The organism is Streptomyces sp. NBC_00212, from assembly GCF_045206365.1.
Classification (GTDB): domain Bacteria; phylum Actinomycetota; class Actinomycetes; order Streptomycetales; family Streptomycetaceae; genus Streptomyces.
Map to the genome: position 1 here is coordinate 6,746,568 of NZ_CP108115.1, position 23,952 is coordinate 6,770,519.

Annotated in this window: 19 protein-coding genes; 15 read left to right on the forward strand and 4 right to left on the reverse strand. The window is 72.6% G+C overall.

What is annotated here, in order from left to right; genetic code table 11:
- Positions 1-2 precede the first annotated feature (2 nt).
- The gene (locus tag OHA17_RS30765; protein ID WP_406509232.1) at positions 3-1,355 is read right to left on the reverse strand and encodes an FtsX-like permease family protein; all 1,353 of its coding nucleotides are present in this window, start codon (positions 1,353-1,355) and stop codon (positions 3-5) included.
- 168 nt (positions 1,356-1,523) lie between these two features.
- On the opposite strand from OHA17_RS30765, the gene recN reads away from it, so the two are divergent.
- Both recN and OHA17_RS30775 read left to right on the forward strand, forming a co-directional pair.
- A complete protein-coding gene (recN, locus tag OHA17_RS30770; protein ID WP_406510855.1) occupies positions 1,524-3,242 on the forward strand; it encodes a DNA repair protein RecN in 1,719 nt (572 codons plus the stop codon).
- Between the two features lie 345 nt (positions 3,243-3,587).
- Positions 3,588-4,667, forward strand: a complete 1,080-nt coding sequence (locus OHA17_RS30775) for a glycosyltransferase family 4 protein (RefSeq protein WP_406509233.1) — start codon at positions 3,588-3,590, stop codon at positions 4,665-4,667.
- 3 nt (positions 4,668-4,670) lie between these two features.
- Here OHA17_RS30775 and OHA17_RS30780 read toward each other — a convergent pair whose 3' ends face one another.
- Both OHA17_RS30780 and OHA17_RS30785 read right to left on the reverse strand, forming a co-directional pair.
- On the reverse strand, positions 4,671-6,305 hold the full coding sequence (locus OHA17_RS30780) for a PucR family transcriptional regulator (protein WP_053723359.1): 1,635 nt from the start codon (positions 6,303-6,305) through the stop codon (positions 4,671-4,673).
- Between the two features lie 184 nt (positions 6,306-6,489).
- Complete coding sequence (locus OHA17_RS30785; RefSeq protein ID WP_406509234.1) at positions 6,490-8,295, reverse strand: glycoside hydrolase family 15 protein; 1,806 nt, start codon at positions 8,293-8,295, stop codon at positions 6,490-6,492.
- Positions 8,296-8,719: 424 nt separating this feature from the next.
- Between OHA17_RS30785 and OHA17_RS30790 the strand changes: the two genes are divergently transcribed.
- From OHA17_RS30790 to OHA17_RS30850, 13 genes are all read left to right on the forward strand, one after another.
- Positions 8,720-10,396, forward strand: coding sequence for a CTP synthase (locus OHA17_RS30790; protein ID WP_406510856.1), 1,677 nt, complete (start codon positions 8,720-8,722; stop codon positions 10,394-10,396).
- Positions 10,397-10,488: 92 nt separating this feature from the next.
- A complete protein-coding gene (locus OHA17_RS30795; protein ID WP_406509235.1) occupies positions 10,489-11,115 on the forward strand; it encodes an NUDIX domain-containing protein in 627 nt (208 codons plus the stop codon).
- 159 nt (positions 11,116-11,274) lie between these two features.
- Positions 11,275-13,302, forward strand: coding sequence for a tetratricopeptide repeat protein (locus OHA17_RS30800; RefSeq protein WP_406509236.1), 2,028 nt, complete (start codon positions 11,275-11,277; stop codon positions 13,300-13,302).
- A gap of 163 nt (positions 13,303-13,465) precedes the next feature.
- The gene (gene ald, locus OHA17_RS30805; protein ID WP_053723521.1) at positions 13,466-14,581 is read left to right on the forward strand and encodes an alanine dehydrogenase; all 1,116 of its coding nucleotides are present in this window, start codon (positions 13,466-13,468) and stop codon (positions 14,579-14,581) included.
- 404 nt (positions 14,582-14,985) lie between these two features.
- The gene (locus OHA17_RS30810) at positions 14,986-16,104 is read left to right on the forward strand and encodes a ParA family protein (RefSeq protein WP_053723364.1); all 1,119 of its coding nucleotides are present in this window, start codon (positions 14,986-14,988) and stop codon (positions 16,102-16,104) included.
- Positions 16,089-16,634 carry a hypothetical protein gene (locus OHA17_RS30815; protein WP_053723365.1) on the forward strand — a complete coding sequence of 182 codons (546 nt, stop codon included), beginning with the start codon at positions 16,089-16,091 and terminating at the stop codon, positions 16,632-16,634. The genes OHA17_RS30810 and OHA17_RS30815 overlap by 16 nt, the downstream gene beginning before the upstream one ends.
- A gap of 75 nt (positions 16,635-16,709) precedes the next feature.
- A complete protein-coding gene (locus tag OHA17_RS30820; protein WP_406509237.1) occupies positions 16,710-17,804 on the forward strand; it encodes a segregation and condensation protein A in 1,095 nt (364 codons plus the stop codon).
- A complete protein-coding gene (scpB, locus tag OHA17_RS30825) occupies positions 17,801-18,421 on the forward strand; it encodes an SMC-Scp complex subunit ScpB (protein WP_053723367.1) in 621 nt (206 codons plus the stop codon). The genes OHA17_RS30820 and scpB overlap by 4 nt, the downstream gene beginning before the upstream one ends.
- The gene (locus OHA17_RS30830) at positions 18,421-19,590 is read left to right on the forward strand and encodes a pseudouridine synthase (RefSeq protein WP_398879741.1); all 1,170 of its coding nucleotides are present in this window, start codon (positions 18,421-18,423) and stop codon (positions 19,588-19,590) included. Before scpB ends, OHA17_RS30830 begins: the two co-directional genes overlap by 1 nt.
- 161 nt (positions 19,591-19,751) lie before the next feature.
- The gene (pnuC, locus tag OHA17_RS30835) at positions 19,752-20,348 is read left to right on the forward strand and encodes a nicotinamide riboside transporter PnuC (RefSeq protein ID WP_406509238.1); all 597 of its coding nucleotides are present in this window, start codon (positions 19,752-19,754) and stop codon (positions 20,346-20,348) included.
- Positions 20,345-21,436 carry an AAA family ATPase gene (locus OHA17_RS30840; protein WP_406509239.1) on the forward strand — a complete coding sequence of 364 codons (1,092 nt, stop codon included), beginning with the start codon at positions 20,345-20,347 and terminating at the stop codon, positions 21,434-21,436. Before pnuC ends, OHA17_RS30840 begins: the two co-directional genes overlap by 4 nt.
- Complete coding sequence (locus tag OHA17_RS30845) at positions 21,433-22,212, forward strand: NUDIX hydrolase (RefSeq protein ID WP_406509240.1); 780 nt, start codon at positions 21,433-21,435, stop codon at positions 22,210-22,212. Before OHA17_RS30840 ends, OHA17_RS30845 begins: the two co-directional genes overlap by 4 nt.
- Positions 22,209-23,222 carry an ADP-ribosylglycohydrolase family protein gene (locus tag OHA17_RS30850; RefSeq protein ID WP_398879733.1) on the forward strand — a complete coding sequence of 338 codons (1,014 nt, stop codon included), beginning with the start codon at positions 22,209-22,211 and terminating at the stop codon, positions 23,220-23,222. Before OHA17_RS30845 ends, OHA17_RS30850 begins: the two co-directional genes overlap by 4 nt.
- 7 nt (positions 23,223-23,229) lie before the next feature.
- Here the strand turns inward: OHA17_RS30850 and OHA17_RS30855 are convergent, their stop codons facing one another.
- Complete coding sequence (locus OHA17_RS30855) at positions 23,230-23,952, reverse strand: DNA polymerase beta superfamily protein (protein ID WP_406509241.1); 723 nt, start codon at positions 23,950-23,952, stop codon at positions 23,230-23,232.

Sequence of the window (23,952 nt, forward strand, 5' to 3'; positions counted from 1 at the left end):
CCTCAGGACGCGGCCAGCGTCCTGATCGCCCGCCTGCGCAGCGCCGACCGCACAGGTATCCCCGTGGCCAGCAGGGTCAGGACCAGCGTGCCGCCCGCCATGGCGAGCACGGTCGGCCACGGCAGGTACGGGATCCACGAGCCGAACGCGGCCGTCAGCATCGGGGCCAGGGTCGCAAGGGCGACCACCGCGCCGAGCACCAGGGCCGTGGCCGCGACGATGCCCGCCTCCCATGCCGCCATCGAGCGGACCTGGCCCGGCAGCGTGCCGACCACCCGGAGCAGGGCTATGTCGCGGCGCCGCTCGAAGGAGATCATCGCCAGGGTGTTGGCCGCGGCGATCGCGGCGAAGCCGGCGTAGAGACCGGTGCCGAAGTAGTCCAGCCAGACCTCGCCCGCGCTGCCCGACGAACCCGTGTAGTGGGCCGCCGTCGTGTGCATCGCGATCTTGGTGAGCCCGAAGCCGGTGACCAGGACCAGCGGCACCACCGCGGCCGAGAAGCGGCGCGGCTGCGAGCGGACGTTGAGCATCGCCAGGCGTGCGCTGCCGCCGAACCGGCGGGCCGGCGCCGAGACGAGCCGGGCGGCCGGGCCGACCACCTTCGGACCGAGCAGCCCCGCCCCGACGCAGAACAGCAGCAGCACCAGGAACGACGCCTGCGCCGCGTCGTCGGACGACTGGTGGGCCAGCGAGACCGACAGGGCGCCGCCGCCCGCCACCGCGATCACACCGAGCGGGGCCCGGACCCTGCCGAGCCCGCGCCGGCCCGCCGACGCCTCGTCCAGGGCCCGTGCCGGGCGCAGCATCGAGAAGCGCAGCGAGGCGAGGAACGCGGCGAGCGCCGAGGTCACCACGGCGACCGCCAGACACACGGGCAGCGCGAACCACGTGAAGCGGTACGCCACCTCGGCCGGGACGAGCCCGTGGTCGCGCAGCCCCGCGAACCAGACCCGGCTCAACAGGCCGCCGCCGAGCAGGAACCCGGCCAGCGCGGCCGGCACCGCGGCGGCCACCGCCTGGACCACCACGGCCCGCCGCACCTGCCGGGGCCGGGCGCCGATGGCCCGTACCAGCGCGAGCTCGCGGTGCTGCTGGGTCACCGCGGTGCCCATCGTCGAGGCGATCACGAAGATCGACATGTAGATGGAGCCGATGAGCATCACGACCGCCATGTCGCCGATGTCGTTCGCCGCGAGCGCGCCGCGTGCCTGCGCGGACAGTCCCTTTGTCGACGTGCTGACCAGGAGGGTCAGCGACGCGCTCACCACGGTCGCGGCGAACAGCGCGGCCACGAACGTCCCGACGAACGCCGGGCGGTGGCCGCGCAGGGCGGAGTGGGCCAGTCCTGTGCTCATGCGTCAAGCCTGGCGGGCAGGGTGGTGCCAGGACCATCCGGCAGGCCCCATGATCTTGCTGAGGTTTTCCCCCGCACCGCCGGTTCGGGCACCACGAGAGGGTGACGGGCCGGGGGGCGTCGCACACAGGGCTGTGGACCTCGTAAGGTCGTGTCCGTGTTGGAGGAGATGCGGATACGGTCGCTCGGGGTCATCGACGACGCTGTCGTGGAGCTTTCGCCCGGTTTCACCGCGGTGACCGGCGAGACCGGCGCGGGCAAGACCATGGTCGTCACCAGCCTGGGGCTGCTGCTCGGCGGACGTGCCGACCCCGCGTTGGTGCGGATCGGCGCCAAGGCGGCGGTCGTCGAGGGGCGGATCGCGCTGCGGCCCGGCACCTCGGCGGTGCTGCGGGCGGAGGAGGCCGGGGCCGAGCTCGACGACGGCGCGCTGCTCGTGAGCCGTACCGTTTCGGCGGAGGGCCGCTCGCGGGCGTTCCTCGGCGGGCGGTCGGTGCCGGTCGGAGTGCTCGCCGAACTCGCCGACGAACTCGTCGCGGTGCACGGCCAGACCGACCAGCAGGGCCTGCTGCGCCCGGCCCGGCAGCGCGAGGCGCTCGACCGGTACGCCGGTGACGCGGTGGCGGGTCCCCTCGCCAAGTACGCCGGGGCCTACAAGCGGCTGCGGGCCGTCGCCGTCGAACTGGACGAGCTGACCACGCGGGCGCGCGAGCGCGCCCAGGAGGCCGATCTGCTGCGGTTCGGTCTCGGCGAGATCGCCGCCGTCGAGCCGCTGCCCGGCGAGGACGCCGAGCTCGCGGCCGAGGCCGAACGGCTCGGACACGCCGAGGCGCTCGCCTCCGCGGCGGCCCTCGCGCACGCGGCTCTGGCCGGCAACCCCGAGGACCCGGAGAGCGTGGACGCCGCGACCCTGGTCGCGGGCGCGCACCGGGCCCTGGAGGCCGTACGCTCCCACGACCCCGCGCTCGCGGCGCTCGCCGAACGCATCGGCGAGGTCGCGATCCTGCTCGGCGACGTGGCGGGCGAACTCGCCGGATACGCCGACGACCTGGACGCCGACCCGCTGCGGCTCGCCGCCGTCGAGGAGCGCCGGGCCTCGCTGACCGCCCTGACGCGCAAGTACGGCGAGGACATCACGGCCGTACTCGCCTGGGCGCAGGACGGGGCCGCGCGGCTCACCGAACTCGACGGCGACGACGACCGGATCGGGGAGCTCACGGCCGAGCGGGACGGGTTGCGCGGTGAACTGTCCATCCTGGCCCAGGAGTTGACGGACGCCCGCACCGAGGCCGCGGCCCGGTTCGCGGAGGCCGTCACCGCCGAGCTCGCCTCCCTCGCGATGCCGCACGCACGGGTGTCGTTCGCGGTCGGCCAGAGTGACGATCCCGAGGGGGTCGAGGTCGGCGGCAGGACGGTGGCGTACGGGCCGACCGGCGCCGACGAGGTCGAGCTGCTGCTCGCCCCGCACCCGGGCGCGCCGCCCCGGCCCATCGCCAAGGGCGCCTCGGGCGGTGAGCTCTCGCGTGTGATGCTCGCGGTGGAGGTCGTCTTCGCGGGCACGGACCCGGTGCCGACCTACCTCTTCGACGAAGTCGACGCGGGCGTCGGCGGCAAGGCGGCGGTCGAGATCGGGCGTCGGCTCGCCAAGCTCGCCAAGTCCGCTCAGGTCGTGGTGGTCACGCACCTGCCGCAGGTGGCGGCGTTCGCCGACCGCCAGCTCCTGGTCGAGAAGACCAATGACGGCACGGTCACCCGCTCCGGCGTCACGGTCCTGGAGGGCGAGGACCGGGTGCGCGAGCTGTCGCGCATGCTGGCCGGCCAGGAGGACTCGGAGACGGCCAGGGCGCACGCGGAGGAACTCCTGGCAACCGCCCGCGCGGACGGATAGCCCTTGGCGCTCAGGGCGGCCGGCCTCGCCGTGCGCGCCGCCGCGCTGCTCGCCGCGGCCGCCCGGGCGGAGTCCCGCATTCCGCGCTGACGGCCTCCCGCGCGCCTGTCCCGGACCGGCGTGGGCGGAGTCCCGGATTCCGCGCTGAGGGTGTCGCGCTGCCCTTGCCGAAAGGCCTGGCGCACATGTTCGTTCACCCATGGGGGTGTTTCGGGTGCGGCGATCTTCCCGGCGCGACACGGAAGGAACCCCCGGACGGTCCCGGAACGCCCGTACGGACTGGCATCCTTGGCCGGGAACCACCGACCTCCACCGCCGACTCGGCCGCTCCGGGAGCCTGTTCACGTGACTCAGCTGCGTACGGTCCAAGTGCTGGGCGGCGGCAGCGCGGGCAGCAGCGCGCATGTCAGGTCGCTCGCGGCCGGTCTGGTCGCGCGGGGCGTGCGCGTCACCGTCTGCGCGCCCGCCGAACTGGAGCGGGAGTACGACTTCCTCGCCGCCGGGGCTCATTTCGTACCGGTCTCGCGGCGCGGCGACCCGGCGGCGGTCGGCGCGCTGCGGGCCGCCTGCGCCGACGCGGACGTCGTCCACGCGCACGGGCTGCACGCGGCCGTACGCGCCGCCCTCGCGCTCCGGGGCCGCAAGGGCGTGCCGCTGGTCGTCACCTGGCACACCCGCTCGCACGCCGAAGGAGCCCGCGGCCAGATCCTGGGCCTGCTCGAACGCCGGGTCTCGCGGGCCGCGGCCGTGGTCCTCGCCACCTCGTCCGACCTCGTGGACCGGGCGCGCAGCCGCGGCGCGCGGGACGCCCGGCTCGCCGCGGTCGCCGTCCCCGCGCCCCGCCTTCCGTCCGGGCTCCTCGACGGCAAGGCGCGGGCCGAACTCGGCGCCGTGGACCGGCCGTTGCTGATGGCCGTGGGCAGCCTCGTCGAACACCGCGGCTACGAGGTGCTCCTGGACGCGGCCCGCACCTGGCGCGATCTCGACCCGGCGCCGCTGCTCGTCATCGCGGGGGAGGGGCCCGGCCGGGCCGCGCTGCAGCGCCGGATCGAGGCGGAGGCGCTGCCGGTCCGGCTCGTCGGGCGGCGCGACGACATCACCGAGCTGCTCGCCGCCGCCGACATCGCGGTCCTGCCCAGCCGCTGGGAGGCCCGCTCGCTGCTCGCCCAGGAGGCGCTGCGCCTCGGCGTGCCGCTGGTCGCGACGGCCGTGGGCGGGGTGCCGGAGCTGGTGGGGGACGCGGCCCTGCTCGTCCCGTACGGCGACGCCGGGGCGCTCGCGGAGGCGGTCGTACGCCTCCTCACGGACGCCGAGGCGTGCCGCACGCTGGCCGCGGCCGGGCGGGCGCAGGCCGAGACCTGGCCCACCGAGGACGAAACGGTTGCTCAAGTCCTCGCCGTCTACGACGAGTTGGCGGGATCCTAGGCGCTAGCCCGCCACGTGCCTGCGGGCCCGCAGCGCGAGCGACAGGGCGAGGACCGTCTGCGGGTCGTCCAGATCCGTGCCGAGGAGGTCCGCGATGCGGGCCAGGCGGTTGTACAGGGTCTGCCGGTTGAGATGGAGCTCGCGGGCGGTCTCCGCCTTCCGGCCCGCGTGCGCCAGATAGGTCGCCAGGGTGGGCAGCAGGGGCGGCCGGGAGGCGCGGTCGTGGGCCTGGAGCGGGCCGATCGCCCGCTCCACGAACGCCGCGAGGTCGGGGTGTTCGCGCAGCCGCCAAAGGAGCAGGTCGATGTCGAGGCGCCGGGCGTCGTACCAGGGCCGCTCGGGCAGCCCCTGGGCGGCCGCCGCGGTTTCCGCCGCGTGCCTGAGACCGGCGCCCGCCGCCGCCCAGCCGCCCGCCACCCCCACCACGACCACCGGCTGCGTCCCGGCCCGCGCGCCCATCAGGCCGGCCCGCTCGACGCCCGCCCGCAGGGCCGCCGCGACCCGGTCGGCCACGGCCGTACGCTCCGACTCGGAGCGCAGCCCGAGCAGCAGCGGCACCCGGCCCTCGACCGGGCGTACGCCGAGCAGGACCGGCACGCCCACCGAGGACAGCTCTTCGAGGACCGCCCTCGCGAGGACCGCCCAGTTGCCCGTCGGGGCGAGCTCCGAGGCGAGGCGCATCACCACCGGGAGCAGCGGCCCCTCGCCGGGCTTGAAGCCGAGGACCTTGGCCTGGCCGGGCGCGTCGTCGGGGGTGATGCGGCCCTCGGCGAGGTCGGTCAGGAAGTCGCCCCGGCCGCGCGCGGCCAACTCCTCCTCCTGGCGGGCCTGCATGAGGACGACGGCCAGGATGCCCGCGGCCCGCTCGGCCGCCATCCGGTGCACGGGAAGGAGCGGCGGGCCGACCGCGAGCAGCGCCAGGCGGGCCCGTACCGCGCCCGCGCCGTGGCCGCCGCCCGGCACGTCCACCAGGACCGCGCCCGTCGGCGGCCCCGACGCGCGGGCCTCGCGCTGGCCGCGCAGCCCCTCCCAGACCTGCAGCGGGTCGGCGGCGGCCTCGCCCGCCTCGCAGGCCGCGGCGTACAGGAGCTGGCCGTCGGGGGTCTCCAGGAAGACCGGGTTGGCGGTGAAGTCGGCCAGAATGCCCAGGACTTGGGGGATCCCGCCGCCCCCGAGCAGTGCGCCCGTACACCGCTGGTGGACTTCCTCGGCGCGTTGGAGCAGGGCGTAGTGGCCGTTGACGATCTCGGTGTGGATCTCCTCGGTCACCGCGACGAACGGCACCTCGCGGTGCAGCTGGACGAGGGGGAGCCCGGCGGCCCGCGCGGTCTCCACGATGGTGGCCGGCAGCCGGGCGAAGCGCGGGCCGAGCTCCACGACGAGGGCCGCGATGCCCCGGTCCGCGAGCCTGCGTACGAAGGCGCGCTGCTCGGCGGGGCGGGTGCCGAGGCCGAGCCCGGTGGTCAGGAGCAGCTCGCCGCCCTTGAGCAGCGAGGCGATGTTGGGCACCTCGCCGGCGTGCACCCAGCGCACCGTGCGCTGGAGCCGCTCGGCGCCCGCCACGACCTCCGGGAGACCGCCGCGCAGCCCCGGCAGCTCAAGCGCGCGCTGCACGGTGATCCCGCCCTGCGTGTCCACTGCGCCCACCTCTCGTCCCGCGGGACCCGGAGCCCGCCCCCGGGACGACACCGCATGCGCCGGACGCTACCTGCGGTTACGCGCCCGGACCCGCTCGTTGTGGCGTACGTCACCCCGATATGCGGACGGGCCGCCTCCGAGAACCCGTGGGAACTCGGAGACGGCCCGTGGGCCGGCCCGGCCGTCAGCCGCCGTACGCGCCCGAAGCGGTAAGGCGCAGGGCCGTGTCGATCAGCGGAACGTGGCTGAAGGCCTGCGGGAAGTTGCCGACCTGGCGCTGGAGGTGCGGATCCCACTCCTCCGCGAGCAGCCCCAGGTCGTTGCGCAGGGCCAGGAGCTTCTCGAAGAGCTTGCGGGCCTCGTCGACCCGGCCGATCATCGCGAGGTCGTCCGCCATCCAGAACGAGCAGGCCAGGAACGCGCCCTCCTCGCCCAACAGGCCGTCCAGGTTCTCCCCGTCGCCGCCCGTGGTGGGGTAGCGCAGGATGAACCCGTCCGGCGTGGACAGCTCGCGCTGGATCGCCTCGATCGTGCCGATCACGCGCTTGTCGTCCGGCGGCAGGAAGCCCATCTGCGGGATGAGCAGCAAGGAGGCGTCCAGCTCCTGCGAGCCGTAGGACTGCGTGAAGGTGTTGCGTTCCTTGTCGTAGCCCTTCTCGCAGACGTCCCGGTGGATGTCGTCGCGCAGCTCGCGCCACTTGTCGAGCGGGCCGTCCGCGTCGCCGGACTCGATGAGCTTGATCGTGCGGTCCACGGCGACCCAGGCCATCACCTTGGAGTGCACGAAGTGGCGGCGCGGGCCGCGTACCTCCCAGATCCCCTCGTCCGGCTGGTCCCAGTGGCTCTCCAGGTAGCGGATCAGCTTCAGCTGGAGCAGCGAGGCGTAGTCGTTGCGGGCCAGGCCCGTCATGTGCGCCAGGTGCAGCGCCTCGGTGACCTCGCCGTACACGTCGAGCTGGAGCTGGTGGGCGGCGCCGTTGCCGGCCCGTACCGGCGTCGAGTTCTCGTACCCGGGCAGCCAGTCGAGCTCGGTCTCGCCGAGCTCCCGCTCGCCGGCGATCCCGTACATGATCTGGAGGTTCTCGGGGTCGCCCGCGACCGAGCGGAGCAGCCACTCGCGCCAGGCGCGGGCCTCCTCGCGGTAGCCGGTGCGCAGCAGCGAGGACAGGGTGATCGCGGCGTCCCGCAGCCAGGTGTAGCGGTAGTCCCAGTTGCGCTCGCCGCCGATGTGCTCGGGCAGCGACATCGTGGGGGCGGCCACGATGCCGCCGGTCGGGGCGTAGGTGAGCGCCTTCAGGGTGATCAGGGAGCGGACCACGGCCTCGCGGTAGGGCCCGTGGTAGGTGCAGTGCTCCACCCACTCCCGCCAGAAGTCCTCGGTCGCCATCAGGGACGCCTCGGGCTCCGGCAGCGCGGGCTCCTCGCGGTGCGAGGGCTGCCAGCTGATGGTGAACGCGACCCGCTCGCCGGGCGAGACCGTGAAGTCGGAGTACGTCGTGAGGTTCTTGCCGTACGTCTCCGCATCGGTGTCCAGCCACACCGAGTCGGGGCCCGCGACGGCCACCGTACGGTTGTCGACCTTGTGCACCCAGGGGGTGATCCGGCCGTAACTGAACCGCATGCGCAGCATGGAGCGCATCGGGACCCGGCCGCTGACGCCCTCCACGATGCGGATCAGCTGCGGGGCTCCGTCGCGCGGCGGCATGAAGTCGGTCACCCGGACCGTGCCGCGCGGGGTGTCCCACTCGGATTCCAGGATGAGCGAGTCGCCCCGGTAGCGACGGCGGTCGGCCGCCGGTGGCGGTTCCTCGGCACCATGTGCCGGGCCGACCCGCCAGAACCCGTGTTCCTCGGTGCCGAGCAGTCCGGCGAAGACGGCGTGCGAGTCGAAGCGGGGCAGGCAGAGCCAGTCCGCCGTGCCGTCCCGGCAGACCAGTGCCGCGGTCTGCATGTCTCCGATGAGTGCGTAATCCTCGATGCGCCCGGCCACGTGCAATCTCCAGTCGAACGGCCACGTCCGCCCCTGGGGGCGCTTACAGCGACAGCGGTCAAGGGTTCGCCAACGAGCGCATGTTCCGGATGACGGACGGGGTGTTCCCGTGCTACCAGGTGGCTCGGCAAGCGAGTGTCCGAGCAGGATACGACGCACCCCAGTGATCCGCTGGAGCCTTCCTTGAACGCCATTGGGCCGAACGAGTGAGGCTCGTACTCAGGGCTGACCGGCCGCATACGGAGCGTGGCCGGACGCGGTCTCCCGCTGTCGCTGATACCCTGGTAGCCCGTGGCCGGGTGCTGAAAAAAGCCCCGAACCGCAGCGACGGCACCCCTGGAAACGCGTACGGATTCCGTACAAGATCCACACAGGGTGACCGGCACGCACTCCACACAGCGACCACGGGAGCCCCCTCTTGGCCATGCAGCCCAAGGCTTTGCGAAACAGCGCAGCCACGACGACCAAGCACATCTTCGTCACCGGGGGTGTCGCCTCTTCCCTCGGCAAGGGTCTGACTGCCTCCAGCCTGGGTGCGCTCCTCAAGGCGCGGGGCCTGCGGGTCACGATGCAGAAGCTCGACCCGTACCTGAACGTCGACCCGGGCACGATGAACCCGTTCCAGCACGGCGAGGTGTTCGTCACCAACGACGGCGCCGAGACCGACCTGGACATCGGCCACTACGAGCGCTTCCTCGACGTGGACCTCGACGGGTCCGCCAACGTGACCACCGGCCAGGTCTACTCGCAGGTCATCGCCAAGGAGCGGCGCGGCGAGTACCTCGGCGACACCGTTCAGGTCATCCCGCACATCACCAACGAGATCAAGCACCGCATCCGCCGCATGGCGACCGACGACGTCGACGTCGTCATCACCGAGGTCGGCGGCACGGTCGGCGACATCGAGTCGCTGCCGTTCCTGGAGACCGTCCGCCAGGTCCGCCACGAGGTCGGCCGCGACAACGTGTTCGTCGTGCACATCTCGCTGCTGCCCTACATCGGCCCCTCGGGCGAGCTGAAGACCAAGCCGACCCAGCACTCGGTCGCGGCCCTGCGCAACATCGGCATCCAGCCCGACGCGATCGTGCTGCGCGCCGACCGCGAGGTGCCGCTGTCCATCAAGCGCAAGATCTCGCTGATGTGCGACGTCGACGAGGCGGCCGTGGTCGCCGCCATCGACGCCAAGTCGATCTACGACATCCCCAAGGTGCTCCACACCGAGGGTTTGGACGCCTACGTCGTCCGCAAGCTGGACCTGCCGTTCCGCGATGTGGACTGGACGCAGTGGGACGACCTGCTCGACCGGGTCCACAACCCGCTGCACGAGGTGACCGTCGCGCTGGTCGGCAAGTACATCGACCTGCCCGACGCCTACCTCTCGATCACCGAGGCCATGCGGGCCGGCGGCTTCGCCAACAAGGCCCGCGTCAAGGTCAAGTGGGTCACCTCGGACGACTGCAAGACCCCGGCCGGCGCCAAGAAGCACCTCGGCGACGTCGACGCGATCCTGGTGCCCGGCGGCTTCGGCGACCGCGGCGTCAACGGCAAGATCGGCGCGATCCAGTACGCCCGTGAGAACAAGGTGCCGCTGCTCGGCATCTGCCTCGGCCTGCAGTGCATCGTCATTGAGGCCGCGCGCAACCTGGCCGGCATCCCGGACGCCAACTCCACCGAGTTCGACGCCGCCACCGCCCACCCCGTCATCTCGACGATGGAGGAGCAGCTGGCCTACGTCGAGGGCGCCGGCGACCTGGGCGGCACGATGCGGCTCGGCCTGTACCCGGCGAAGCTCGCCGAGGGCTCCATCGTCCGCGAGGTCTACGACGACCAGCCCTACGTCGAGGAGCGCCACCGCCACCGCTACGAGGTGAACAACGCCTACCGCGCGGAGCTGGAGAAGAAGACGGGCATCGTCTTCTCGGGCACCTCCCCGGACAACAAGCTCGTCGAGTACGTCGAGTACCCGCGCGAGGTGCACCCCTACCTGGTCGCCACCCAGGCGCACCCGGAGCTGCGCTCGCGCCCGACGCGCCCGCACCCGCTCTTCGCGGGCCTGGTCAAGGCCGCCGTCGAGCGCAAGACGGGCAAGCCCGCCAAGTAGTCACCACCGGTTAACGTTGCCGGGGTACGGACCTTTCCGAAGGATTCGTACCCCGGTTCTGTTTTGCGCGCGCACTGTGGGAGGACGCCGTCATGGCCATCGAGGACACCGCCGAACACTGGCAGGTCGTGGCGAGTGCCACCCCTTTCACCGGCCACAAGACCGGGGTGCGCACCGACGACGTCGTGATGCCCGACGGCGCGGTCCACCAGCGCGACTACCAGACCCACCCCGGCTCGGTGGCGATCCTCGCCCTGGACGACGAGGGCCGCGTCCTGGTGCTGCGCCAGTACCGCCACCCCGTACGCCAGAAGCTGTGGGAGATCCCGGCCGGGCTCCTGGACGTGCCCGGCGAGAACCCGCTGCACGCCGCCCAGCGCGAGCTGTACGAGGAGGCGCACGTCAAGGCCGAGCGGTGGCACGTTCTGACCGATGTGTACACGAGCCCGGGCGGCAGCGACGAAGCCGTACGGATCTTCCTGGCGCGGGACCTGTCCGAGGCGGAGGGCGAGCGCTTCGAGGTCTCCGAGGAGGAGGCCGACATGGAGCTGGCCCGGGTCCCGGTCGCCGATCTCGTACGGGGCGCCCTCGCGGGGGAGCTGCACAACACCTGCCTGGTGGTCGGCGCCCTCGCGCTGGCCGCGGTCCTGAACGGGGACGGCTTCGACGCGCTGCGCCCGGCCGGGGCGCCCTGGCCGGCCCGCCCGTTCGAGGAGTGAGCCCACCCCTCCCGCATTCGATCTGAAAATCCGCTGATCCGATCGGGCGACATCCCCGCCGTGCTCCGCCCAAACGGTCACGAAGGGTGAACTACGCTCGGACTGCCCGTGCGGAGACCCGCACGGTCTCCAGGTGCGCAGGCGGACGGAGCGTGGCCCGTGACGGATCAGGCGGTGGACGTGGGCGGCGCAGCCGTCGGGCAGCGCACGGAGCAATTCCTGGGCAGGCAGCGGGAGTTGAAGGAACTACGGGCCGACATCGAACGGGCCGGACTTGACACTCTGTCAGGAAAGAAGTCGCCCCGGGCCAGGGTCCTGCTGATCGCCGGCCGGCCCGGATCCGGTCGCACCGCGCTCGCCGCCGAACTCGCCCGCCAGGTGGCCGGCGACTACCCGGACGGGATCCTGCGGGCCACGCTCACCGAACCCGGCGGGGTCCGCGTCCCGGCCGACCGGGTCGCCCGGGACCTGCTCGACGCCCTGAGGGTCCCGGCGCCGCCCGGAGCCGGCCAGGACGAGCTGACCGAACTGGTCCGCACCGCGCTCGCGGGCCGCCGGGCGATCGTGCTGCTCGACGACGCGGCCGACGCCGAACAGGTCGGCCCGCTGCTGCCCGACACCTCCAAATCCCTGGTCGTGGCCACCGCCGAGGGACCGCTCACCGGAATCCCGGACGTGCGTCCGTGCACGCTGGGCGGCCTCGACGTGAAGTCGGCCGTCGAACTCCTGGAGGGCTTCACCGGCGCGGTGCGCGTCACGGTGGACCCGCGCGCCGCCGAGACCCTCGCCGAAGAGTGCGGCGGACAGCCCGCCGCTCTCGTCCTGGTCGGCGGCTGGCTCCGCGCCCGCCCCAAGGCCGCCATCTCCGACGTGGCCAAACAACTGCGCTCCATGTCCGACGAAGAAGCCGAACTCCCCAGCGCCGCAAGGCCGTTGGCACGTTCCTTCCGGCTCGCGTACGACTCCCTCTCGCAGCCGGCCGCGCGGATACTGCGACTGCTCGCGCTCGCCCCCGCCGGGGTCGCCGACGCGCACACCGCCTCCGCCCTTGCCGGCTGCTCGGTCTCGGGCGCCCAGGCGGCGCTCGCCGACTTCGTGACGTTCGGACTGCTGCGGCGCGACCCGGACGCCCCCGAGCAGTACCGGGTGCCCGGCGCCCTCGCGCCGCTCCTTCGCACGCTCTGCGAGAGCGTGGACCGGCCCGGCGAGATCCAGCTGGCCCGGGCCCGGATGCTGGAGCGGACCGTTCGGCTGCTCCAGTCCTGCCGGGCGGTCACCGAGCCGGAGGGCTCGCCCGCCCGCAAGAAGCTCGCGGGCCTGCCGCGGGCCCTGCGCTTCCCCAGCGCGGCCGTCGCCGACGCCTGGCTGAGCGGCCGCCGGCCCGCGCTGCTCGCCGCCGCCCGGATCGCGGTGGAGGACGGCGAGCTCGACACGCTGGCCCGGCGCCTGGTGGCCGCGCTGGTCCGCGCGCTCGCCGCGCACCGGGGCGCCGAGGCCGCGGCCCCCGACCTGTACGGCCTGCACCAGCTCGTCCTGGACGTCGCCGAGCGCCGCGAGCTGCACCGCGAGAAGGCCGCGGCCCTGCTCAACCTGGGCGACCTGGACGCCGGGACCGGGCGGACGACCGCGGCCCTTGCCCGCTACCGGGCCGCCCTGGACGCGGGCCGCGCCGCGAACGACGCGTACGCGACCGGCCGCGCGATGGAATCCGTAGGCGGCGCCCACCAGGAGCTGGGCGACTGGCAGCGGGCCTCCGACTGGTACGGGCGGGCCCTTTCCCAGCGCCTCGCGCGCGGCGAACGGGCGGACGAGGCCCGGCTGTACGGGAGGCTCGCCGCCGTGCACACGTACGCGGGCCGCTACGGCGAGGCGCTGCGCAGCTGGCGGGCCGCGGTGGCCGGATACCGGCGGCTCGGCGATCTCCCCAGCCAGGCAAGGGCGTTGAGCGAGGCGGCCCGGGTCCAGGAGTACGCGGGGCGCCCCGAGGAGTCGCTGCGCACCTGCCGCGAGGCGGTCGAGTCCGCGCGCAGGGCCGGTGATCTGCGCCTTGAGGCCGCGCTCCAGCTCAGGCTCGCCGACACCCTGGACCGGCTCGGCGACCCCGCGGCCGCGCGGTTGCACCGGGGCACGGCGGACAGATTGCTGGAAGATGAGCCGTCAAGCGCAGGGGACCTGCGAAATCCGTAGTCCTTCGGCCAAAGATTAAAGCTTTGTAAGGGTAGACAGCGGGAAGACCTTCATTAGACTGGGTGAGCCGCAACATCCTGCGGTGTCTCCCGGTGCGCCCGTGTGTGTCCGGGTATGTATGGCATTGCCCCCGTTTTCCCCTGAGTCAAGGACCGTGATCGACGTGAAGGTCGGCATCCCCCGCGAGGTCAAGAACAACGAGTTCCGGGTGGCCATCACCCCCGCCGGTGTGCACGAGCTCGTGCGCCACGGCCACCAGGTCTTCGTCGAGCAGAACGCCGGCGTCGGCTCCTCGATCACGGACGCCGAGTACGTCTCCGCGGGTGCGGAGATCCTCGGCAGCGCCGACGAGGTCTGGGCCACCGCCGACCTGCTGCTGAAGGTCAAGGAGCCCATCGCGGAGGAGTACCACCGCCTCCGCAAGGACCAGACGCTCTTCACCTACCTGCACCTCGCCGCCTCCCGCGAGTGCACGGACGCCCTCCTGGAGTCCGGCACCACCGCGATCGCGTACGAGACCGTCGAGACGGCCAACCGCCAGCTGCCGCTGCTCGCCCCGATGTCCGAGGTCGCGGGCCGGCTGGCCCCGCAGGTCGGCGCCTACCACCTGATGCGCTCGGCCGGCGGCCGCGGCGTGCTGCCCGGTGGCGTCCCCGGCACCCACGCCGGCCGTGCCGTCGTCATCGGCGGCGGTGTCTCCGGCTGGAACGCGGCGCAGATCGCCGTCGGTATGGGCTTCCACGTGACCCTGCTCGACAAGGACATCAACAAGCTCCGCGAGGCCGACAAGATCTTCGGCACCAAGGTGCAGACGATCGTCTCCAACGCCTACGAGCTGGAGAAGGCCGTCATCGAGGCCGACCTCGTCATCGGCGCGGTGCTCATCCCCGGCGCCAAGGCCCCGAAGCTGGTCACCAACGAGCTCGTCGCCAAGATGAAGCCCGGAAGTGTCCTTGTCGACATTGCGATCGACCAGGGCGGCTGCTTCGAGGACTCGCGTCCGACCACCCACGCCGAGCCGACCTTCATGGTCCACAACTCGGTCTTCTACTGCGTCGCCAACATGCCGGGCGCGGTGCCGAACACCTCCACCTACGCCCTCACCAACGCCACGCTGCCCTACATCGTGTCGCTGGCGAACAACGGCTGGGTCGAGGCGCTGCGCCGCGACGCCGCGCTCGCGCTCGGCCTCAACACCCATGACGGCCAGGTCGTTTACGGCCCGGTCGCCGAGGCCCACGGCCTGGACCAGGTCGAGCTGCACGCGCTTCTCGGCTAGTAAAAAGCCGGTTCGTCAACGCGGACCGTCAACCTCGTACATCCGGCCGGACCTTGTCGACCAAGGTCCGGCCGGATGTGTATCGCGACACTTCCGCCCACCTGTGCCAGGCTCGCTCAACTCGCCTCGAACGTAACCCTTTAACCGTTTCGCGCACCGGTGAAACGCGCGTCTGAGTGCCCGTACGCCCTTGACAGAGTGGTGTTCGGTTGCCGACACATCGGGCCGGGTCCGGCGGATTGTGTTGCTGCGGACCGGTGACACGCCATAGAGTCGCCAACCGTCGGCATGGTGCCACGCTGACCTATCGATAAAGTTTCCTGGTCACGTCCAAGGAGGTAAGACGACTTGTGAATGAGTCGACATTTACTCCCGGAGGTGGTCAGTCAGGAATCCCTGCGGGGATGTCCGTACGGGGCCAGAGCCCTTCGGGGCCCGAGGCTGTCGGCTCCGTCGCGGTCCGCACCTTCGAAACCACCCAGCACATGACGACAGCCCCACGGATGATGGACGGCCTACACGTGAACGCCACGGCCGGCAACGAGAGCGGCCGGGAGACCGCCGCTCTCGCCGACTTTGACGAAGTGCCCCAGGGGCACTTCTACGACCCCGACGCCGAGTACGAGCCCGACCCCGAGTACGCGGCCACCCTCGCACCCGACGCCGCCCGCCAGCGCCGCGAGCGGATCGGCCCGACCGGACGGCCGCTGCCGTACTTCCCGATCCCGGGTCCGCTGACCGACCACGGTCCCGCGAAGATCATCGCGATGTGCAACCAGAAGGGCGGCGTGGGCAAGACGACGTCGACCATCAACCTGGGTGCCGCGCTCGCGGAGTACGGACGCCGCGTGCTGCTCGTCGACTTCGACCCGCAGGGTGCCCTGTCGGTCGGCCTCGGCGTGAACCCGATGGAACTCGACCTCACCGTCTACAACCTGCTCATGGAGCGGGGCATGTCGGCCGACGAGGTGCTGCTCAAGACCGCGGTCCCCAACATGGACCTGCTGCCGAGCAACATCGACCTGTCCGCCGCCGAGGTGCAGTTGGTGAGCGAGGTCGCGCGCGAGTCCACGCTCCAGCGGGCGCTGAAGCCGCTGATGCAGGACTACGACTACATCGTGATCGACTGTCAGCCCTCGCTCGGCCTGCTCACCGTCAACGCCCTGACGGCGGCTCACAAGGTGATCGTGCCGCTGGAGTGCGAGTTCTTCGCGCTGCGCGGTGTCGCGCTGCTCACCGAGACGATCGAGAAGGTGCAGGAACGCCTCAACCCCGACCTGGAGTTGGACGGCATCCTCGCCACGATGTACGACTCCCGCACGGTGCACAGCCGGGAGGTCCTGGCCCGCGTGGTCGAGGCCTTCGACGACCACGTCTACCACACGGTCATCGGCCGCACCGTGCGCTTCCCGGAGACCACCGTCGCCGGTGAGCCGATCACGACGTACGCCTCCAACTCCGTCGGCGCGGCCGCCTACCGTCAGCTCGCCAGGGAGGTGCTCGCCCGGTGTCACGCCGAGTGAGTCTGCCCGGGGCCGACGAGCTGTTCCGTACGACCGGGGGGATGGCGCTCTCGCCGTCCGCCCCGAGGCGAGGGGCCAACGGCGAGGCGAGGGTGCCGGCTCCGGCGGGCGAGAGCGAGCCGGTCACGGCCGAGCCCGCGCCCGAGACGGAGCACACCGCCGCCGAGGAGGACTCCGGCTCGGCCGAACAGCGCAGCCGCGGCGCCGCCGAGGCGGAGACCGCCAAGGCCCGGCGCACGCCCGCGCAGGGCGGCTCCTCCTCCGGCTCCGGCACCGCCCAGCAGCGGCGCCGGCAGCGGGCGGCCAACCGGCGGCCCAGCGGGCGCGAGCGGCACGACGAGAAGATCACCGTGTACGTCTCCGCGGAGGAGCTCATGGACCTGGAGCACGCGCGCCTGGTCCTGCGGGGGGAGCACGGGCTCGCGGTCGACCGCGGGCGGATCGTCCGTGAGGCCGTCGCCGTCGTCCTCGCGGACCTGGAGTCGCGGGGCGACGCGAGCATTCTCGTACGGCGTCTTCGGGGGCGGTAGCCGTTAGCCTGCGGCGTGCGGCCGCGTGCCGCCCCGCGCTTCGTACCGCCCGCTCCGCACCCCCTGGAACGCCTCTTGCCCGCCGCCGACGAACCGAATGCTCCCGCTGCGCGGGGGGCTCGCCGTGCGCTCGGGCGGGGGCCGGGTGGTTCTTCCCCCACCCCGCCCCTTCCCGAAAGCCCTGGGCGGGCCGCCGCGGGAGTGGCTGAGGGCCCTGGCGCTGCGCCCCCGGATCCGGCGTCCGCCCCCGTCGACGCACCGGACCTCTTGTCGGCGGCTGCGGACCGTCCTGGGCTGGTCGCGCAGTTCCCCGCGCCCCTGGGGGTGCAGGCGGAGGCCGACGATTCCGGGCCTGCCCCCGAACCCCGCGACGGCAGGTTCACCGTTCGGCTCGCCAACTTCGAGGGGCCCTTCGACCTTCTCCTTCAGCTGATCTCCAAGCACAAGATGGACGTCACCGAGGTCGCCCTCTCCAAGGTGACCGACGAGTTCATGGCGCACATCCGGGGCATGGGGCCCGACTGGGATCTGGACCAGACGACCGAGTTCCTCGTCGTCGCGGCCACTCTGCTCGACCTCAAGGCCGCCCGGCTGCTGCCCGCCGCCGAGGTGGAGGACGAGGCCGACCTCGCGCTCCTGGAGGCCCGGGACCTGCTGTTCGCGCGGCTGCTGCAGTACCGGGCGTACAAGCGGATCGCCGACATCTTCAGTGAGCGGCTGGACGCGGAGGCCCGCAGGTATCCCCGTACCGTCGGCCTGGAGGCGCAGCTCGCCGAGCTGCTGCCCGAGGTCGTCATCAGCATCGGTGCCGAGGGGTTCGCCAAGCTGGCCGTGAAGGCCATGCAGCCCAAGGCGAAGCCGCAGGTGTACGTCGATCACATCCACGCCCCGCTGGTGTCCGTGCGCGAGCAGGCCGAGATCGTGGTGGCCCGGCTGCGGGAGGCCGGGGAGGTCAGCTTCCGGGTGCTGGCCGAGGACGCCCCGGACACCCTCACGGTGGTCGCCCGGTTCCTGGCCCTCCTGGAGCTGTACCGCGAGAAGGCCGTCGTCCTGGACCAGGACGAGGCGCTGGGGGAGCTGATGGTGCGCTGGAGCGGCGGGGACGGCGACGGGGCGCCGACGGTGACCGACGAGTTCGACCAAGTGGTGACGGAGGAGGAGAACGCGTGACGGAGGAGCTGGAGCTGAAGCCCGCCCTGGAAGCCGTCCTCATGGTCGTCGACGAGCCCGCCACCGAGGAACACCTCGCGAAGGTCCTGGAAAGGCCGAGGCGGGCCGTGGCGGACGCCCTGCGGGAGCTGGCGGACGAGTACACCGTCCAGGGTCGCGGATTCGAGCTGAGGCTCGTGGCGGGCGGCTGGCGGTTCTACAGCCGGGCCGCCTACGCGGACGCCGTCGAGGGCTTCGTCCTGGACGGCCAGCAGGCCCGGCTCACCCAGGCGGCCCTGGAGACCCTGGCGGTCGTCGCGTACCGCCAGCCGGTGAGCCGCTCGCGGGTCTCCGCGGTGCGCGGAGTGAACTGTGACGGGGTCATGCGGACCCTGCTCCAGCGGGGTCTGGTCGACGAGGCGGGCACGGAACCCGAAACAGGTGCGATCCTGTACAGGACGACGAACTACTTTCTGGAGCGGATGGGCCTGCGCGGCCTGGACGAGCTCCCGGAGCTCGCGCCCTTCCTCCCCGAGGCGGACGCGATCGAGGCCGAGACGCTGGAGGGTGTGCCGTCGTTCGATCCGGACGCGCCGGACGCGCCGGAAACCCCCGCAGACGACAAGACGGAAATGTGATGCGAAGCAGCAGCGGCAGGAACAGCAGCGGAAACAACGGCGGGAGCCGTGGTGGCAACAGCGGCGGCCGCGGCAGCAGCAGTGGCGGTGGCGCCGGTGGCCGGGGCGGCAACCGCGGCGCCGGTGGCGGGCGCGACGACCAGCGCAAGGCCGGCGGCCCGCGCCAGAGCGGCAGCGGCAAGCCGCGCCCGCTGCGCCCCGAGGAGCGCACCTACGACGTGGGCGGCGACGCCCCCCGCAGCGGTCGCGGCGCCTCCGCGCGCGGCGGCGCCAAGGGCGGCCCGAAGTCGCCCCAGGGCGGTACCCCGGTGCGCCGCGGCCCGCACGGCCAGCGTCTGGGCCAGGCCCGCCCGCGCGAGCTCGACGCCAAGATCGAGCAGCGCAACCGCGACCGGTACGCCGACAAGCCGGACGTGAAGACCCCCAAGACCTTCCCCGGCGCCGAGCAGGAGGGCGAGCGGCTGCAGAAGGTCCTCGCCCGGGCCGGCATGGGCTCGCGGCGCGCCTGCGAGGAGCTGATCGAGCAGGCCCGTGTCGAGGTCAACGGCGAGATCGTGCTCGAACAGGGCAAGCGCGTCGACCCCGAGAAGGACGAGATCAAGGTGGACGGCCTGACCGTCGCCACCCAGTCGTACCTGTTCTTCGCCCTGAACAAGCCGGCCGGCGTCGTCTCCACCATGGAGGACCCGGACGGCCGCCAGTGCCTCGGTGACTACGTCACCAACCGCGAGACCCGGCTCTTCCACGTCGGCCGGCTCGACACCGAGACCGAGGGCATCATCCTGCTCACCAACCACGGCGAGCTGGCCCACCGTCTGACCCACCCCAAGTACGGCGTGAAGAAGACCTACCTGGCCGCCATCACGGGCCCGCTGCCGCGCGAGATCGGCAAGCGGCTCAAGGAGGGCATCCAGCTGGAGGACGGCTACGCGCGGGCCGACGCCTTCCGCGTCGTCCAGCAGACCGGCAAGAACTACCTCGTCGAGATCGAGCTCCACGAGGGCCGCAAGCACATCGTGCGCCGCATGATGGCCGAGGCCGGCTTCCCGGTCGAGAAGCTCGTGCGGGTCGCCTTCGGCCCGATCGGGCTCGGCGACCAGAAGTCCGGCTGGCTGCGCCGCCTCACCAACACCGAGGTCGGCATGCTGATGCGCGAGGTCGACCTCTAAGCACGCCGAACACCCGCTGAACAGAGCCCGGTTCCCCGTTTCGTACGGGGAGCCGGGCTCTTTCGTCATGGGCGCCCGCGAAACTCATGGCCGTCCCCGAAACCTTGTGCGGTCGCCCCGAACGCCTTTATAGTCATAGTGACCATTAAGGAGGTACGGGCGTGAGCCTCACCTGGACCGAGATCCTCGGCTTCGCGACCGGCGCGCTCTGCGTCTGGCTGGTGGCCCGGCAGCACATCGCCAACTGGCCGGTGGGACTTGCCAACAACGTGTTCTTCATCGTGCTGTTCCTCCAGGCGGGCCTGTACGCGGACGCCGGACTCCAGGTCGTCTTCATCGCCCTCGCCGGGTACGGCTGGTGGACCTGGGCCCACGGCGGTGGATCAGGTTCCGGCGCGCTTCCGGTCCGGCGGACGACCCGCACCGAGTGGCTGTGGCTGCTCGCGGCGGGGGCGGTGGGGACCGTGGCGCTGACGTTCCTGCTCGGCGCGGCCACCGACTCGACCGTCCCGTTCTGGGACGCGCTCACCACCGCCCTGTCCCTGACGGCGACGTACGGGCAGTGCAAGAAGCTCGTCGAGTCCTGGTGGCTGTGGATCGCGGCGGACGTGGTCTACATCCCGCTCTACGCCTACAAGGAGCTCTATCTGACCTCGCTCCTGTACGCCGGGTTCCTGACCCTGTGCCTGGTCGGACTGCGCGGCTGGCGGCGCGAGCTCGGCGCGCGCCCGGCCCGGCTCGCGGCGGTGGCGGCGTGAAAGCCCGCAAACGCTACGAACACGGCCTGGTCCTCGGCAAGTTCTATCCGCCGCACGCCGGCCACCACCACCTCGTACGCACCGCCGACGACCGGTGCGAGCGGCTCACCGTCCTGGTGTGCGCGGCCTCCGTCGAGACCATTCCGCTGGCCGAGCGGGTCCAGTGGATGCGCGAGGCGCACCCGGACGCCCGGGTCCTGGGCGCCGTCGACGACGTGGAGATGGACCTCAACGACCCCGACATATGGGACGCACACATGGCCGTCTTCCGGGGCGCCGTGCCCGAACGCGTCGACGCGGTGTTCACCTCCGAGTCCTACGGCGACGAGCTCGCCAGGCGCTTCGGCGCCGAGCACGTCCTCGTCGACCTCGACCGCACCCTGTTCCCGGTGTCCGGCACGGCCGTCCGCAAGGACCCGGTGGGCAGCTGGGACTTTCTCGAAGAGCCTGTACGGGCCTGGCTCGCCCGGCGCGTGGTCGTGCTCGGCGCCGAGTCGACCGGCACCACCACCATGGCCCGCGCCCTCGCCGAGCACTACCGGGAGCGCGGCGGACCCTGGGCGCGCACCCGGTGGGTGGCGGAGTACGGGCGCGAATACAGCGAGGGCAAGCTCGCCGCCCTGCGCTCGCGCTACCCGCAGGCGCAGTGGGAGGACGTCGAGTTCGGCTCGGACGAGTTCCCGGTGATCGCCGAGCGGCAGAACGAGCGCGAGAACCGGGCCGCTGGGCTCGGCTCGCCCGTGCTGTTCTGCGACACCGACTCCTTCGCCACCACCGTGTGGCACGAGCGCTACATGGGCCGCCGTAACCCGCGCGTCGAAGCCGTCGCCGAACGGGCCGCCGCCCACCACCTGTGGCTGCTCACCGACCACGAAGGCGTGCCCTTCGAGGACGACGGACTGCGCGACGGGGAGGAGCTGCGGCCCTGGATGACCGACCGGTTCCGGGCCGAACTCGCCCGTACTGGACGGGAGTTCATCGAGCTGCGCGGCCCGCACGAGGAGCGGCTCGCCACCGCCGTCGCCGCCGTCGACGCGCTGCTCGACCGGGGCTGGGACCTCGCCGACCCGCTGCCGGAGCGACGATGACCGCCGTCGGCCCCTGGGCCCTGGAGGGGGGCGCCCGGGGGCCGGCGGGAAACGTGCCCGAGGGGTACGACCCGCACGCCTTCGAACCGTTCGCCGTCACCGTCGACCTGGCCGTCTTCACGGTCCGCGGCGGCGCCCTGCACGCGCTGCTCATCCGGCGCGGCCAGGACCCGTACGCGGGGGCGTGGGCGCTGCCGGGCGGGTTCGTGCTGCCGCGCGAGTCCGCCGAGCTCGCGGCCCGGCGCGAACTGGCCGAGGAGACCGGCCTGCCCGACGACGTCGTGGCCGGGCTCCACCTGGAGCAGCTGCGCACCTACAGCGAGCCGGACCGCGACCCCCGCATGCGGGTCGTGTCGGTCGCCTACACCGCGCTCGTGCCCGACCTGCCCGAACCGCGCGGTGGAGGCGACGCGGCGCACGCCGAGTGGATCGCCTTCGGCACGTACGGACAGCTCGCCTTCGACCACGCCGACATCCTCGCCGACGCCCGTGAACGCGTCGGCGCCAAGCTCGAATACACCTGCCTCGCGACATCGTTCTGCCCGCCCGAGTTCACCCTCGGCGAGCTGCGGCAGGTCTACGAGACGGTCTGGGGCACCGCCCTCGACCGCCCCAACTTCCGCCGCAAGGTCCTTGCCACGCCCGGCTTCGTCGAGCAGGTGGCAGGTGCCTCGCGGCTGACCGGCGGCCGGGGCAAACCGGCCGCGCTCTACCGGGCGGGTCCGGCCACCGCGCTGCATCCGCCCCTTCTGCGCCCGGAGGGACGACAGACATGAACCGTGCTGCGCGACAGACGGCGACCGGTGCCTTGATCGGCCTCGCGCTGGGGGACGCCCTCGGCTTCCCGACCGAGTTCAGCGATGTGCCCGCGATCCTCGCCAAGTGCGGGCCGTGGCGCGAGATGGCGCTGCCGAACCCCGCGTTCGTCACCGACGACACCCAGATGACGCTCGCGCTCGGCCGCGGCATCCGTACCGCCATGGACCGCGGGCTGCTCGGCCCGGACCGGCTCGAAGGCCCGGTCCGCGCGGAGTTCGTCGACTGGTACCACTCGCCCGAGAACAACCGTGCCCCCGGCCGGACCTGCCTGGTGGCCTGCGCGAAGCTCGACAGCGGGCTGCCCTGGCAGCAGGCGAGCCAGCTGGGCTCCAAGGGCTGCGGCGCCAACATGCGGGTCGCGCCGATCGGCCTCGTGCCGGGTCTGAGCGAGGAACAGCGGGCGGGCGCCGCCCAGTTGCAGTCCGCGCTCACCCACGGCCACCCGACCGCCCTGGCCGCCTCCGACCTCACCGCGCGGGCGGTGTTCCTGCTCGCCCAGGGCGCCGACCCGACGGGCCTGGTCGGCCAGCTGCGCTCGTACGCGTACGAGAACCGCAACCGGTACCACGACCGCTGGCTCGGCGACCTGTGGACGCACGCGCAGGACCCGACGCCGGGCCACTTCATCGCGCGCGGCTGGGACGAGTGCCTGGACGCGCTCGACCGGGTGCTCAAGGCGCTCCGCAACCCCTCGCCCGAGACCGACCCCTGCCTGGAGACCGGCGACGGCTGGATCGCCGAGGAGGCCTTCGCCACGGGCCTGCTCTGCTTCCTGCTCTTCCCCGACGAGCCGCTCACGGCGCTGCGCCGGGCCGCCTGCACCCAGGGCGACTCGGACTCCATCGCCTGCCTGGCCGGCGCGTTCGCGGGCGCCCACCTCGGGGCCGCGGCCTGGCCCAAGGAGTGGGCCGAGCGCATCGAGTACCGCGGCGAACTCCTGACCCTGGGGGCCCTCTGGGACGCCTGAGCCCGGGCTACCGCCCGACGCGCCGCACGACCTCGTCGTACCCGTCCGCCTTCAGGGCCGACTCGCGGCGCACCCGGAACAGGAACTCCGCCACCCGGGCCCGGTCGGGCCCGGGTGGCAGGGGCGAGGTGGCGGCCGCCTCGTCGGAATCGGTGACCAGGCGGGCCATCCAGGACTCCACCTCGGCCCAGGAGATCTCGCCCCGCTTGACCGCGAGCAGCCGCTCGCGCTCGGCGCCGACGTCGATGGTGAGCACGCCGGTGCGCAGCAGATCGCGGCAGCTCATGAGCAGCCGCAGCAGATGCATGGCGTGCTTCCACCGTGGCGCGCCGTGTTGGCGCACATCCGCGTCGAGCTTCTTGCGCTGGCCCAGCGCGTAGCGCGCGAACGTCACGTGGGCCTGACGGGAGAGGAACGCCCCGCGCAGGGCCAGGAGTTCCCGCCCGATGTCGTCGATGTGCTCGACGAGCGGGGAGTGCAGGCACTCCAGGACGTTCGGATTGGCGCGCAGGGCCAGCTCGCAGAACCGCTCCAGCTCCCAGCTGAACTGCTCGTCGGCGGGACCCTCGACATGCGTCGGGGGCTTCTCGAAGCGCCAGAACAGCTCGGTCGGCGCCAGGTAGATCCCGCGGACGTCGGTGTCGCTGTCCTCGGTCGCGAGACCGAAGGCGCGCGAGCCCATGACGCAGGAGTAGACGGTGTGGCCGGCGACGAGTTCCTCTGGCGTCAT